The organism is Ornithinimicrobium carbonis, assembly GCF_977012275.1.
The window spans coordinates 850,066-862,740 of sequence record NZ_OZ348993.1 but is presented as its reverse complement, the minus strand read 5'-3'; the positions used below and the strand labels follow the sequence as shown (position 1 = coordinate 862,740).

The following is a 12,675-nucleotide window of genomic DNA, read 5'->3' as shown; positions in this document are numbered from 1 at the left end:
CCGGAGGGTCATCCCCGGTCCCCCGGGGTGTGCAGCAGCGCACCCAGGTCGCCGACGACGGCCCGGGCGCCGGCCGCGAGGAGGTCCTCTCGCCGCTGCGCGTCCTGGGCCACGCCGACGACCGGCACCCCGGCCGCCTTCCCGGCCAGGACGTCGGTGACCGAGTCGCCCAGGAGGACGGCGCTGATCTCGTCGAGGCCGGCCTTGCCCCCCGTGACGCCGCGTTTCGCCATCTGCGCCAGCGCCCGCAGCAGTAGGTCCGGCGCGGGCTTGAGGTCGTCGGTCCGACCCGCGGTGCGGCCGTGGACGCCGGTCAGCCGGGCGGTCAGTCCAGGCACGTGCCGGTCGAGCACGGCAGGGACGACGTCGGGGTCGTTGTTGGTGACGACGAACACCCGCGCCGACCGGGCCAGCGCCTCGTCGAGGAACTCCAGGGCCCCGGGCTGGAGCGGAGCCGTCCGCGCCGCGTCGAGCTCCAGCCGGGTCACCAGCTCGGCCGCGTCGGCGGCGATCCCCGGCGCGTGTCGCCCGATCAGCCGCAGCACCTGCACGTGGTCCGGCTCTTCCCCGAGCACCGCGGCGAGGTCGAGGTCGAGGTCGTTGCGCGCCCGCTCCACGGCATACCCGCGCAGGTCCGCCGACACCTCCAGCCAGCGGGTGCCGGGAAAGATCCGCGCGAGCGGGCCGTCGAAGTCGACCAGGAGCACGTCCGCGGCGTCGACGAGAGCCTGCGCGAGGTCGGTCCGGGGGCTGGTCACCGGACCGACCCTAGGCGAGGGCTTCCATGAGGCCGGCCCCCGAGCTCGGCCGGCAGGCCCGCGGTCTGGGGTGCCCCGGCACGCACGACGTCAAGGGCGCGTTCGGATCCGGTCAAGGTTCGGCCAAGACCTCTTGAGCTACGGGCGGGTAGCCGGTGGGTTGGTCGGACCCCACCGTCGTCGAAGGAGACCCGATGAGACACCGCAAGACGTTCACTGCCACCCTGTCCGCCGCCGCCATGGTCGGCGTTGCCGCGGCCGCGGCCCCGCTGACGGCCACCGCCGTGCCCGTGAACTCGCACTGCGGGACCGAGCCGGGCGGCAACCGGGCGAGCTTCGTGGACCACGAGCAGCTGACCGGAGAGCTGGAGCGCATCGAACGGACCAGCAAGGGCACCGTCGACGTCGAGGTCGTCGGCCAGAGCCACGAGGGGCGGGACATCTACCAGGCCCGCGTCGGCACCGGGGACACCGTGATCCTGGTGCAGAGCCAGATTCACGGCAACGAGAACCACGGCACGGAGGCACTGCTCAGCCTGCTGAAGGAGTTCGGCGGCAACACTGCCGAGGCGAGGATGGTCCGGGAGAACGTCACGATCGTGGCCATCCCGCGGCTGAACGTGGACGGGGCCGAGCACGACACCCGGCAGAACGCGATGAGCTGGGCCGACGTGGTCGAGGCGTTCCCGCAGCTTGCGGGAGTCGAGCCGGCCTGGAACTACCGTGCCTCGGTGCCGGGCTTCGACCTCAACCGCGACTTCAACCCCGACCTCGACTACGTGCCCCAGCCGGAGGACTTCCCGGGCAACAGCGCCGACACCGGGTGGTACATCACCCCCGAGGCGCAGACGGTGCGTGACGTCTACGCCGGCCTGGAGGACGAGTTCGGGATCGTCGACTACTTCGTCGACCTGCACAACCAGTGGCCCTGCTACTCGCAGGAGGGGACGAACAACATGTCGCCGCTGTCGATCTCGGGCCGCTTCATCGCCGACCCGACCGAGTTCGGCGACTGGCCCAACTTTGACTACGACGCCTCACGGCAGGCCAACGTGGCGGTCTACGACGCGCTCCAGGGGCAGGGCAACTCGGGCTTCGGCCACCTGACGCTCTACCCGCAGAACATCAACCTGCCGGGCACCGCGCTGGGGTCGTTCGCGCTGCGGGGGAGCGCGACGGTGCTCTTCGAGACGTCGAGCAACACGCAGTCCGACGGCCAGAAGCGCAACGGCTTCCTCACCAAGCAGGTGGAGATCGGGCTCAAGGGTCTGATCACCGCCGTCGCCGACGGGTCTGTCGAATCCCTGGACCCGGAAGACTACGAGGACATCCCGACCCGGGTGTTTCACCCCGCTGACTGACCATCGCCACCACGGCTGACCAGCCCGCCTGAGCGACGAAGGGTCCGCGCCCGTCCTTGACCGGCGCGGACCCTTGCGTCGTCCGTGCCGTCCTGGACCGGCACGGACCCTGCGCCGTCCGTGCTCCGGCCGTTCGTAGCCACGGTGGCGACACCCCGCCCTGTGCGCGACACACAGGGAGGGCCTGTGCAGGAACCGTGTCCCAGCACGGGACACGCCGCACCGGTGCCAGCACGGTGCACGACACGCCGGGGAGGGGGCGCACAAAACGCCGGGAGCGAGAGCACGGGAGGGCCACCGGCGGTCGAGGCGCCGGCCGGGTGCGCTACGAGACGCCGAACGCCGCGCCACCCGATAGCGTCTGGCCCCATGATCCGCTTCGAGGACGTCACCAAGAGGTACGCCGACGGCACCGTCGCCGTCGACGGCCTGGACCTGGAGGTGCCCCGCGGCGGGATCACCGTCCTCGTCGGGCCGTCGGGGTGCGGCAAGACGACGAGCCTGCGGATGATCAACCGGATGGTCGAGCCGACGTCGGGGCGGATCCTGCTCGAGGGCGAGGACATCGCCGAGCGGCCCGCGGCCCAGCTGCGCCGCCACATCGGCTACGTCATCCAGCACGCCGGCCTCTTCCCGCACCGCACCGTCCTCGCCAACATCATGACCGTCCCGCGGCTCCTCGGCTGGGACCGCGCGAAGTCCCGCCGGGCCGCGATGGAGGCGATCGAGAAGGTCGGGCTCACCGAGGACCAGGCCCGACGCTACCCCGCCCAGCTCTCCGGCGGCCAGCAGCAGCGCGTGGGCGTGGCCCGGGCGCTGGCCGGTGACCCGCAGCTGGTCCTCATGGACGAGCCGTTCAGCGCGGTCGACCCGATCGTGCGGGGCGACCTGCAGGCCGAGGTCCGCCGCCTGCAGAAGGACCTGGGCATCACCATCGTCATGGTCACCCACGACATCGACGAGGCCCTCACGCTCGGCGACCAGATCGCGGTGATGCGCTACGGCGGCCACCTGGCCCAGTTCGCCCCGCCGTCGGAGCTGCTGGCCACCCCGGCCGACGACTTCGTGGCCGACTTCGTGGGCAAGGACCGCGGCTACCGCGCGCTGAGCTTCGCCGCGCCGCACGTCCCGCTCCGCGAGGAACGGACCGTGCGGGTGGGGGAGAGCGTGCCGGCCGGTGCCGGGTGGGTGCTGGTCGTCGACGAGGAGGGTATGCCGCAGGGCTGGGTCGACGTCGACGGCTGGGGCGGCCCGGTGCCGGCGGACAAGGTGCGTCGGTTCGGGACCCTCGCCGAGGTGGGCTCGAGCGCCCGGACCATGCTGGACGCGGCGCTGTCCTCGCCCAGCGGCCGGGGCGTCGTCGTCGAGGAGGGACGGGTCGTCGGGACGGTGACCGCCGACGAGGTGCTCGCGGCCATGCGCCGTGACGGGCACGCGGCCACGCCCCCGGAGCGGCCGGGGGGCACGCTGGAGGAGGCCCGGTGATCGGCGGCGTCGCCTGGGAGACGCTGGGCGAGCTGACCCTGCGCCACCTCTACCTCGCCGGGGTGCCGCTGCTGCTGGGCCTGCTCATCAGCCTGCCGCTGGGCTGGCTGGCCGTGCGCACCCGCTGGCTGCAGGCTCCCGTCGTGGCCAGCACGTCGCTGCTCTACACGATCCCCTCGCTGGCGCTGTTCATCATGCTGCCGCTGCTGCTGGGCACCCGGATCCTCGACGACGCCAACGTCCTGGTCGCGATGACCCTCTACACCGTCGCGCTGCTCACCCGCACGGTCGCCGACGGGTTCGGCTCGGTGCCCGGGCACGTGCGCCAGGCGGCCACGGCGATGGGCTACGGCGAGCTGCGCCGGGTCGTCTCGGTGGACCTGCCGCTGGCGGTCCCAGTCATCACCGCCGGGCTGCGCGTCGCGGCCGTGAGCAACGTCTCGATCGTCTCGATCGCGGCCCTGATCGGCGTGAGCCAGCTGGGGATGCTCTTCACCGACGGCTTCAACCGCAACGCGATGGGGCCGATCGTCGTCGGGGTCGTGGCCTGCGTCGTGCTGGCGGTCGCCCTGGACGCGGCCATCGCCGTCCTGTCCAAGGTGCTGACCCCCTGGCTGCGGAGCGGGGCGAGCGCATGATCGGCCAGACCTTCCAGTGGTTGTTCGACCCGGCGAGCTGGTCGGGGCAGGGCGGCATCCTCGCGCAGTCGCTGGCCCACCTGCGCTACTCCTTCATCGCCCTGCTCGTCGCGTCGGCGATCGCCGTGCCGATCGGGCTCTGGGTCGGGCACACCGGCCGGCTGCGCTGGCTGGCGATCAACCTGACCGGGGCCTTCCGGGCCATCCCCTCCCTGGGCGTGCTCTTCATCGCGGTGCTGCTCCTGCTGCCCCGGCTGCGTGGCGAGTGGGCCTTCGAGGCGCCGGCGCTGATCGTGCTCGTGCTGCTGGCCGTCCCGCCGATCCTGTCGGGCACCTACGCCGGGGTGCAGGCCACCGACCCGGCGGCCCGTGACGCGGCCCGCGGGATGGGGATGACGGGTAGCCAGGTGCTGCGCCAGGTCGAGGTGCCCGGCGCGCTGCCGCTCATCATGTCCGGCATGCGGGCGGCGATGCTGCAGATCATCGGCACTGCGACCATCGCCGCGATCGTCGGCCTGGGCGGCCTGGGGCGCTTCCTCATCGACGGGCAGGCCAGCCGCGACTACGCGATGATGGCCGGTGGCTCGATCGCGGTGGCTGCCCTGGCCCTCCTCGTCGACCAGGTCCTGGCGACGGTCCAGCGCCTCGTGGTCTCCCCGGGGCTGCGGCACGCCTCGGCGGGCTAGCCGCAGCCGGCCACACTGTTGCACGGCCGGCGAGGAGCCGTCCGTCCCCTGTGCGCAGAATGGACCCATGACCTCCGTCATCTGGGACCTCGGCGGCACCCTCGTCGACACCTATCCCGACGTGGACCGTGCCCTGGCGGGCGCCGTGCACGGGGACGATCCGGGGGAGGAGGAGCTGAACGAGGTGGCCGAGCTGACCCGGGTCTCCAGCGGGCACGCGATCGAGACCCTGGCGCAGCGTCACGGGGTGTCCCCGGAGGACCTGCGTGCGGCCTACGAGCGGACGAAGGAGACCTGGCGCTCCAGCCCTCCGCCGGTGGTCGACGGCGCGCGCGCCGTGATCGCCAGGGTCCGGGAGGAGGGCGGTCTCAACCTGGTGGCCACCCACCGGGACCGGGAGAGCGCGACCCAGCTCCTGCACATCCTCGGGGTGGACGTGGACGACATGGTCTGCGCCCCCGACGGCTTCGCCCGCAAGCCCGACCCGGCGATGGTGCTCGAGCTGCTGGAGCGGCACGGCCTGGACCCGGAGGAGGTGCTGGCCGTCGGCGACCGCCCCGGCGACGTCGCGGCGGCCCGGGCCGCAGGTGTGCGCGGTGTCCTGCTGCAGACGCCGGGCATCCCCCTGGAGGCGCCCGGAGCCGAGCGGATCACGGCGGTGGAGGAGCTGCTCGACCTGCTCCCACCGTCCGCCTGAGCAGCCGTCGCGGTCCTGCTGTGGCAGGCTGGCTCCAGACATCCACCACCGGGGAGGAACCCTCATGAAGCGCACCTCGATCCTGGCCCTGACCCTCGCCGTCCTCGTCCCGCTCAGCGCGTGCGGTGGCGGTGACGACCCCCTCGAGGCGGAGACCCCCGAGAGCGAGGGTTCCGCCGACGGAGGCGACGGGTCCACGGACGGCACCGACGCGACCGACGACACCGGGTCCACCGGTGGTGCGGCCGCCGGGGGCGAGGACGTCGGTGAGATCGTCGTCGGCTCGGCCAACTTCCCCGAGAACGTGCTGCTCGCCGAGATCTACGCGGCAGCGCTCTCCGACGCCGGCGTGGACGTGTCGACCACCCTCAACATCGGCAGCCGGGAGACCTACATGGCCGGGCTGGAGGACGGGTCGATCGACCTCATCCCGGAGTACACCGGCGGGCTGGCGACCTTCCTCAACCCCGAGATCACGGTCACGTCCTCCGAGGAGGTGCTGGCCGAGGCGGAGGAGAACCTGCCCGAGGGCCTGCAGCTGCTCGAGATCAGCGACGCCGAGGACAAGGACTCGTTGGTGGTGACGAGCGAGACGGCCGACACCCTGGGCCTGAGCACCATCGCCGACCTGGAGCCGCACGCGGCGGAGATGGTCCTCGGCGGGCCGCCGGAGTTCGAGTCCCGGCCCAACGGCGTGGACGGGCTGAGCGAGGTCTACGGGCTGGAGTTCGCCCAGTTCCGCTCGCTGTCCGCCGGCTCCACGCTGACGGTCCAGTCCCTGGTCAACGGACAGGTCGACGTGGCCAACATCTTCACCACCGACCCGGCCGTGGGCGAGAACGACCTGGTCGTCCTGGAGGACCCCGAGTCGCTGTTCGCCGCCCAGAACATCGTGCCGCTCATCAGCTCCGACGTGGTCAACGGCACGGTCGAGGAGGCCCTGAACGAGGTCTCGGCCGCCCTGACCACCGACAACCTCACCGACATGATGGTCCAGGTCGTCACCGAGGGTCAGGACCCGGCGGCGGTGGCGCGGGAGTTCATCGACGAGAACCTCTGACCGGGCGGTGAACCCCGTCAAGGAGGTCGTCGACGAGGTGCGCGACTTCGTCGAGGCCGCCCTCGTCAAGCCGGTCCCCGGCCGTCCGGAGGACCCGCCCGAGCTCCGGCGGCGCCGGCGGACCGTCGTCGCCCTCACGCTGGCGCTCGGGGCCGTGCTGCTCTGGTGGTCGCTCGCGCTCCCGCCCGGCGACCCCTCCTTCTACTACGGCACGGCCGTCCTGGCGGTCGTCTGGGCCGGCGGGGCGTTCGCGTCGGGCCCGCTGCGGCGGGGCCGGGCCAACACCCGCGAGGGCACGCGCTACGTCGTCCCGGTCGTCCAGCCGGTCGCCCTGGGCCTGCTGCTGCTGGCGCTCTTCCTCGCCGGGGCGCTGCTCGTCTCCCGGGTCCCGCTCCTGGCCGAGCCGGTCGAGGGGCTGCTGGACCACGCCCGCGCCGGCGTCCTGTGGGTGGTCCTGCTCATCACCGTGGTCAACGGGGTGGCGGAGGAGCTCTTCTTCCGCGGTGCTCTCTACGCCGCCCTGCCCAGGCACTGGGCGGTCGTCGGCAACGTCGTCGTCTACGCGGTCGTCACGGTCGCGGTCGGCGTGCCCCTGCTCGTCTTCGCCGCGGTCCTCATCGGGGTCGTCTGCTCCCTCCAGCGCCGGGTCACCGGCGGTGTGCTGGCCCCGATCATCACGCACATCACCTGGTCGGCCGGCATGCTGCTGCTCCTTCCTCCGCTCATGGAGCTGCTCCGATGACTCGCCCGACCATCCGCACGACCCGCCTGACCCTCCGCACGACCCGACCGACCCCTCCGCGCCACGCCCACCCGTGACACCGCATACCCCCTCCACCCCCAGGAGCACCGCATGACCGGAACGACCGTCCCCACCGGGACCGACACCAGCCCCGCCGCCGACCTCGACCCGACCGGCACGCCTCCGGGGCCGGGCGACCTCGCCCTGGTCACCGGCGCGACCGGCTACATCGGCGGGCTGCTCGTGCCGCAGCTGCTCGAGGCCGGCTGGCGGGTGCGGAGTCTCACCCGCTCGGCGGGCAGGCTGACCGAGGACTGGGCGGACCGGGTCGAGGTCGTCGAGGGCGACGCGCAGGACGCCGACGACGTGCGCCGGGCGATGGAGGGGGTGGCGGTCGCCTACTACCTGCTGCACTCGATGGACGGTGAGGGCGACTTCCGCGAGCGCGACCGGCGGATGGCCAGCACCTTCTCCACGGCGGCTCTGGAGGCCGGGGTCTCACGGCTGGTCTACCTCTCCGGCCTGCACCCCGACGGGGAGCTCTCCTCCCACCTGGCCTCGCGCGTGGAGGTCGGCGACATCCTCCTGGACTCGGGGGTGCCCGCCGCCGTGCTCCAGGCGGCGGTCGTCATCGGCGACGGGTCGGTGAGCTTCGAGATGCTGCGCTACCTCACCGGGCGGCTGCCGGCGATGGTCGCGCCGAAGTGGTTGCACAACCGCATCCAGCCGATCGCGGTGGACGACGTCCTGCACTACCTCGTCGGCGCCGCCTCGCTGCCGGCGGAGGTCAACCGGACGTTCGACATCGGCGGGCCGGACGTGCTGACCTACGAGGAGATGATGCAGGGGTTCGCCCAGGTCAACGGCATGCGCCGCCGGTTCATCGTCACGCTGCCGGTCCTGACGCCGTGGCTGGCCGGGCACTGGGTCGGGCTGGTGACGCCGGTGGCCTCGGGCGTGGCCAAGCCGCTCGTGGGCTCGCTCGTGCACGAGGTGGTCTGCAAGGAGGACGACATCGTCGAGCTGGTCGGAGAGCCCGAGGGTGGGCGCACGCCCTACCGGACGGCGGTGCGGCTGGCGATGGCCGACGCGGACCCGGACCCGGTGCGCGAGGTCGGGCCGAAGATCGCGGCCGGGGTCGGGGCGGGTATGGGGCTGCTCGCCCTGGGGAAGGTGCTCGCCCGGCGGAGGTGACGGGGTCGGGCGGGGGTCGGCGGGCGGCGGCCGGTCCGCCGGTCGCCGACACCATGAACGGCCGCGGCGGTTCGCCGACCACGGGCCCCCGTGGCCCGCGAAGGCCAGCCCTCACATGGTCCGCGAAGGTCGGCCCCGCAGGGCCCGCGACGGTCTCCTGGCTCAGCGCAGCGAGTCGACCATGGCCCGGGCGGCCTCGACGACCCCGACGTCGAGGCGGGTGGCGCCGAGCTCCTCGGGCCAGTCCTGCCCGCAGCCGAAGCCGCCCAGGTAGACCTGGGGAGGGTCGGCCGTCCCACCCAGGGCCTCCACGAGCTCGCGGGCGGCGGGGTCGTCCTTGGTGAGGGGCACCGAGATCGTCACAGCCGCGGGGTGCAGCTGCTCGACGGCGCGGAGCCAGCTGGCGACCGGGAGGTCGCGGCCGAGGTAGCGCACGTCGGCCCCCAGCCGTCGCAGGCAGGTGGCCAGCGCCAGCGAACCGAGCTCGTGCATGGCCCCGGGCGGAAGACCGACGACGACCACGGGTCCGCCCTCCTGCGGGCCGGCGGCCTCGAAGGCCCGGCTCAGCCGCCGGTGGACGGCGGCGCTGACGAAGTGCTCGCCACCGACGTCGACGAGGCCGTCGACCCACGCCTGGCCCAGCCGGGCGAGCGCGGGGGTCAGCCAGCGCTCGAACACGACCTCGAACGAACCGACGGAGAACGCCTGGTCCAGCGTGCGGTCCAGACTGATGCGGTCGAGCGAGCGCGCGGGGGCGATGAGCGCCTCGAGCGGAGGCAGGCCCGTGGAGGACAGGTCGAGGGGGACCCAGCCGTCCCGCCGGGGTGACCGGTCGCCGTCGGCCGAGGTGCGTGCGGACCCCCGGGGGGCCTCGCCGCCGGCCGTCTCCTGGCCCGTGCCGTTGCGTCCCTGCGCGTCGTCGGCACGGACCAGGGAGACCTTGCCGTCCCGTGAGCTGACCGCCCTCAGCCCACGGACCTGCTCGGCGGCGAGGGAGGCCGGCGTGCCCGCCTCGACGAGCTCGGCCATCCGGCGGAGCCGGGCCACGTCCTCGTCGTCGTAGAGGCGGTAGCGCGACTCGCTCCGGCCGGGTTCGACGACGCCGTACCGGCGCTCCCAGGCCCGCAGGCGGTCGGTGGCGACGCCGGTGAGCCCGCTGACCTGCTTGACCGTGTAACGGACCGTCATTGTCGCCTCCTTTGTGCCTCGATCATGGACGGACGATGGATCAAGGGTAGCGGAGGCTTGGACGGAGCCTGGACAACCCGAGGGCGGTGGTGCGTCGGTGCGGTGCTGGGCGTCGTCGCGGTCTGGTCACTCGCACCAGGGGTAGAGGAAGAGGCTGTCGTCGCCGGCGCGGTGGTCGGCCAGCACGACGGACAGTGGCAGCACCTGGCCGAGGCCGGAGATGTCGGCGCCCTCACGGACGGTGATTCCCACGGCGGTGGCGGTGGAGATCGGCAGGCCCGCCTTGGCCACGCCGGAGAACGCGCCGATGTCTTTGAGCTTGGCGATCCCGGCCTGCATGCACGCGGTGTCGGGCTTGGCCGCAGGGGCCGCGGCGGCGGGGGCTGCCAGCGCCCCGAGAGCGAGGGTGGCGGCGGTGGCGAGGCTGGCGAACTTCTTCATGGGTTCCTCCTGGAGGCTGGGGGTCGTCGTCGACCCGGTGAGAGGATCATGGCGCGTAGGCACAAGGTATGTCAAGTGTTTGTCTAATGCTTGTCAGATGTGCGGTCGCCCACTGAGGAGTCCGCCGGGGTGACGGGTGGGCGAACGTCGGATGAGGGGTGTGCGACACGGGGTGCTTACGGGTAGCAGCGAAGAGGGGGAGGGGGTACCTTGCCAAGGTCCCCCCACGGCACATCCTTCAGGGAGAAGACCAGCAATGAAGCGCACTCTCGCCCTCGCGCTCGCCGCGGTGACCGCGACCTCCATGGTCGGCGCCACCGCCGTCGCAGCGCCCAACGACAAGGCCAACGAGAAGGCCCACACCGCCCCGCACGGGAAGGCCAAGGGTCACGACAAGGACAAGGCCGACAACCCGAACAAGGGCAAGGGCAACAACAACGGCAAGAAGGGCAAAACTCCGCCTGGCCAGCTCGTCGACGTCCAGCTGCTGCAGTTCAGCGACTTCCACGGTCGGCTCCAGCCGGAGGACCTGGTCATCAACAACGAGTTGGTCGGCACCTACGGTGGCGCCGCCTACCTTGCCGGGCTGGTCAACGAACTGACGCGGGACTTCCGTGGTGCGACGTTGACCGTTTCGTCGGGAGACAGCATCGGCGGGTCGGCCTTCTACTCCGGCCTGTTCCAGGACGAGCCCACCATCGAGGTGCTCAACGCCATGGGGCTGGACGCCTCGGCGGTCGGCAACCACGAGTTCGACGAGGGGGTCGACGAGCTCTTCCGCATGGTCGAGGGTGGCAACCACCCCGAGCTGGGACAGATGGGTGACTCGCCGTATGCGGGGGCCGACTTTCCCTACCTCGCGGCGAACGTGCAGTGGAAGGGAACCGACGACCCCATCCTGCCCCCCTACGTCGTCAAGAAGGTCAAGGGTGTCGAGGTCGGGTTCATCGGAGTCGTGACGTCGGACACCCCCATCCTGGTGTCGCCAGGAGGGATCGCAGACGTCGAGTTCACCGACGAGGCAGATGCGCTCAACCGGTACACCGCCGAGCTGCAGGCTCAGGGCGTGGAGGCGATCGTTGGACTGGTGCATGAAGGCGGCTTCGACGGAGGGGCCTATTCAAGAACGATCAGCACCGAGGACGTCAACGCCGGGTGCGACACTCTCGCGGGTCCCATCGTCGACATCCACGACAGGACGTCGCAGGAGGTCGACGTGCTTCTCACGGGGCACACGCACAACGGCTTCGCCTGCCTCCTCGACACCGGCGGCGAGGGTGCTCCGCGCGCCGTGGCGGGGCCGGGCGACTGGGGGCGCGTGCTGAGCCAGACGACGTTCCAGGTCGACCGGCGCACCAACGACATCGTCCGGGAGTCCCTGAGCGTCGAGAACCACCTCGTCGACAACGCCACGATCTCGCCCGATCCCCAGATCCAGGCCATCGTGGACGAGTGGGTGGCTCGTGGCGACGTCGTGGGTGAGACCGTCGTCGGATCGACCGCCGAAGCGATCGAGGGTGACGAAGGCACCGCCGGGCCGAACGGCGAGCGGTCAAGGTCCTTCGAGACCCCCATGGCCAACCTGGTCGCCGACTCGATCCTCTGGGGCACCCAGGAGAACGGGGCCCAGATCGCCTTCATGAACGTCGGGGGCGTGCGCGCGAGCCTCGACCAGGGCGACGTCACCTACCGCGAGGCCTACGAGGTCATGCCGTTCAACAACATCCTGGTGACGGTCACCATGACCGGGGCGCAGATCGAGGCGGTCCTGAACCAGCAGTACATCGCGACCCGGGGTCGTCCCCAGCTTGCACTGGGGGTCTCCGAGGGCTTCACCTACACGTGGGACAACACGGCCAAGGCGGTCGTCCCCGGCACGATGGAGCTGAACGGTGTGCCGATCGAGCCGGACGCGACCTACCGCGTGTCGACGTTGAACTTCCTGCAGGAGGGTGGGGACGGGTTCACCGCCTTCGGCAGCACCGGGCTCACCGGTGGGCCGGAGGACCTGGCGAACTTTGTCAACTACATCCGTGAGTTCTCTCCCCTGACGGCTCCCGGGGACCGCGTCGCCGGACTCTGATCCGCGGACGGCCACCGGCCGACCCAGCAGCACACGGACGGGCCACCCCCTCGGGGGTGGCCCGTCCCGCGCGTCCGGCCACGCGTCGGCCCCCGCAGAGGAGGTGCGGCGCGCACTTCCCGCCGGCACGGCATACTCGAATGGGGCTCGTGTGACGCAAGTGACGATCTTCCTTGGCTGTTTCCTCACAGGTGGGCAAAGCCGGCAAATTCACTCTGGTCAGGGGGCCTGTGGCGGGCATACAGTTGCATCGACGCGAGCCCCCGTGACGGGCCTTGCGCAGGACTTCGGCACAGGAAGCAGAGCAGCGATGTCAGCACCAGGGGGATCCCACCGGGCAGG

General features: G+C 71.9%; 12 protein-coding genes. 9 read left to right on the top strand and 3 right to left on the bottom strand.

Annotation, left to right across the window (positions count from 1 at the left end; genetic code table 11):
• Window positions 1-8 precede the first annotated feature (8 nt).
• Window positions 9-758 (bottom strand): HAD family hydrolase, encoded by a 750-nt coding sequence (locus ACWHYA_RS03985; protein ID WP_425942993.1) that lies wholly within the window; start codon window positions 756-758, stop codon window positions 9-11.
• A gap of 194 nt (window positions 759-952) precedes the next feature.
• Between ACWHYA_RS03985 and ACWHYA_RS03980 the strand changes: the two genes are divergently transcribed.
• The 8 genes from ACWHYA_RS03980 to ACWHYA_RS03945 all read left to right on the top strand — a co-directional run bounded on the left by ACWHYA_RS03980 (window position 953) and on the right by ACWHYA_RS03945 (window position 8,621).
• Window positions 953-2,119 (top strand): M14 family zinc carboxypeptidase, encoded by a 1,167-nt coding sequence (locus tag ACWHYA_RS03980; protein WP_425942994.1) that lies wholly within the window; start codon window positions 953-955, stop codon window positions 2,117-2,119.
• A gap of 369 nt (window positions 2,120-2,488) precedes the next feature.
• On the top strand, window positions 2,489-3,604 hold the full coding sequence (locus tag ACWHYA_RS03975) for an ABC transporter ATP-binding protein (RefSeq protein ID WP_425942995.1): 1,116 nt from the start codon (window positions 2,489-2,491) through the stop codon (window positions 3,602-3,604).
• Window positions 3,601-4,242 (top strand): ABC transporter permease, encoded by a 642-nt coding sequence (locus ACWHYA_RS03970; RefSeq protein WP_425942996.1) that lies wholly within the window; start codon window positions 3,601-3,603, stop codon window positions 4,240-4,242. Before ACWHYA_RS03975 ends, ACWHYA_RS03970 begins: the two co-directional genes overlap by 4 nt.
• Window positions 4,239-4,928, top strand: coding sequence for an ABC transporter permease (locus tag ACWHYA_RS03965; RefSeq protein WP_425942997.1), 690 nt, complete (start codon window positions 4,239-4,241; stop codon window positions 4,926-4,928). The genes ACWHYA_RS03970 and ACWHYA_RS03965 overlap by 4 nt, the downstream gene beginning before the upstream one ends.
• A gap of 67 nt (window positions 4,929-4,995) precedes the next feature.
• Window positions 4,996-5,625 (top strand): HAD-IA family hydrolase, encoded by a 630-nt coding sequence (locus ACWHYA_RS03960; protein WP_425942998.1) that lies wholly within the window; start codon window positions 4,996-4,998, stop codon window positions 5,623-5,625.
• Between the two features lie 64 nt (window positions 5,626-5,689).
• A complete protein-coding gene (locus ACWHYA_RS03955) occupies window positions 5,690-6,685 on the top strand; it encodes an ABC transporter substrate-binding protein (RefSeq protein WP_425942999.1) in 996 nt (331 codons plus the stop codon).
• Between the two features lie 7 nt (window positions 6,686-6,692).
• Entirely contained in the window at window positions 6,693-7,427 is a 735-nt protein-coding gene (locus tag ACWHYA_RS03950) for a CPBP family intramembrane glutamic endopeptidase (RefSeq protein WP_425943000.1), read from the top strand.
• A gap of 111 nt (window positions 7,428-7,538) precedes the next feature.
• Window positions 7,539-8,621 carry an NAD(P)H-binding protein gene (locus tag ACWHYA_RS03945; protein WP_425943001.1) on the top strand — a complete coding sequence of 361 codons (1,083 nt, stop codon included), beginning with the start codon at window positions 7,539-7,541 and terminating at the stop codon, window positions 8,619-8,621.
• Between the two features lie 162 nt (window positions 8,622-8,783).
• Here ACWHYA_RS03945 and ACWHYA_RS03940 read toward each other — a convergent pair whose 3' ends face one another.
• Both ACWHYA_RS03940 and ACWHYA_RS03935 read right to left on the bottom strand, forming a co-directional pair.
• On the bottom strand, window positions 8,784-9,809 hold the full coding sequence (locus tag ACWHYA_RS03940) for a MerR family transcriptional regulator (RefSeq protein WP_425943002.1): 1,026 nt from the start codon (window positions 9,807-9,809) through the stop codon (window positions 8,784-8,786).
• A 126-nt stretch (window positions 9,810-9,935) separates the two neighbouring features.
• Entirely contained in the window at window positions 9,936-10,250 is a 315-nt protein-coding gene (locus ACWHYA_RS03935; protein WP_425943003.1) for a hypothetical protein, read from the bottom strand.
• Between the two features lie 256 nt (window positions 10,251-10,506).
• Here ACWHYA_RS03935 and ACWHYA_RS03930 point away from each other — a divergent pair, with 256 nt between their 5' ends.
• The gene (locus tag ACWHYA_RS03930) at window positions 10,507-12,333 is read left to right on the top strand and encodes a bifunctional metallophosphatase/5'-nucleotidase (protein WP_425943004.1); all 1,827 of its coding nucleotides are present in this window, start codon (window positions 10,507-10,509) and stop codon (window positions 12,331-12,333) included.
• Window positions 12,334-12,675: the final 342 nt, after the last annotated feature.

Bases quoted from the DNA above. Each gene is read 5' to 3' on its own strand.
- ACWHYA_RS03955 (WP_425942999.1), top strand. From the start codon at position 5,690: ATGAAGCGCACCTCGATCCTGGCCCTGACCCTCGCCGTCCTCGTCCCG.
- ACWHYA_RS03945 (WP_425943001.1), top strand. From the start codon at position 7,539: ATGACCGGAACGACCGTCCCCACCGGGACCGACACCAGCCCCGCCGCC.
- ACWHYA_RS03975 (WP_425942995.1), top strand. From the start codon at position 2,489: ATGATCCGCTTCGAGGACGTCACCAAGAGGTACGCCGACGGCACCGTC.
- ACWHYA_RS03980 (WP_425942994.1), top strand. From the start codon at position 953: ATGAGACACCGCAAGACGTTCACTGCCACCCTGTCCGCCGCCGCCATG.
- ACWHYA_RS03930 (WP_425943004.1), top strand. From the start codon at position 10,507: ATGAAGCGCACTCTCGCCCTCGCGCTCGCCGCGGTGACCGCGACCTCC.
- ACWHYA_RS03940 (WP_425943002.1), bottom strand. From the start codon at position 9,809: ATGACGGTCCGTTACACGGTCAAGCAGGTCAGCGGGCTCACCGGCGTC.
- ACWHYA_RS03965 (WP_425942997.1), top strand. From the start codon at position 4,239: ATGATCGGCCAGACCTTCCAGTGGTTGTTCGACCCGGCGAGCTGGTCG.
- ACWHYA_RS03960 (WP_425942998.1), top strand. From the start codon at position 4,996: ATGACCTCCGTCATCTGGGACCTCGGCGGCACCCTCGTCGACACCTAT.
- ACWHYA_RS03935 (WP_425943003.1), bottom strand. From the start codon at position 10,250: ATGAAGAAGTTCGCCAGCCTCGCCACCGCCGCCACCCTCGCTCTCGGG.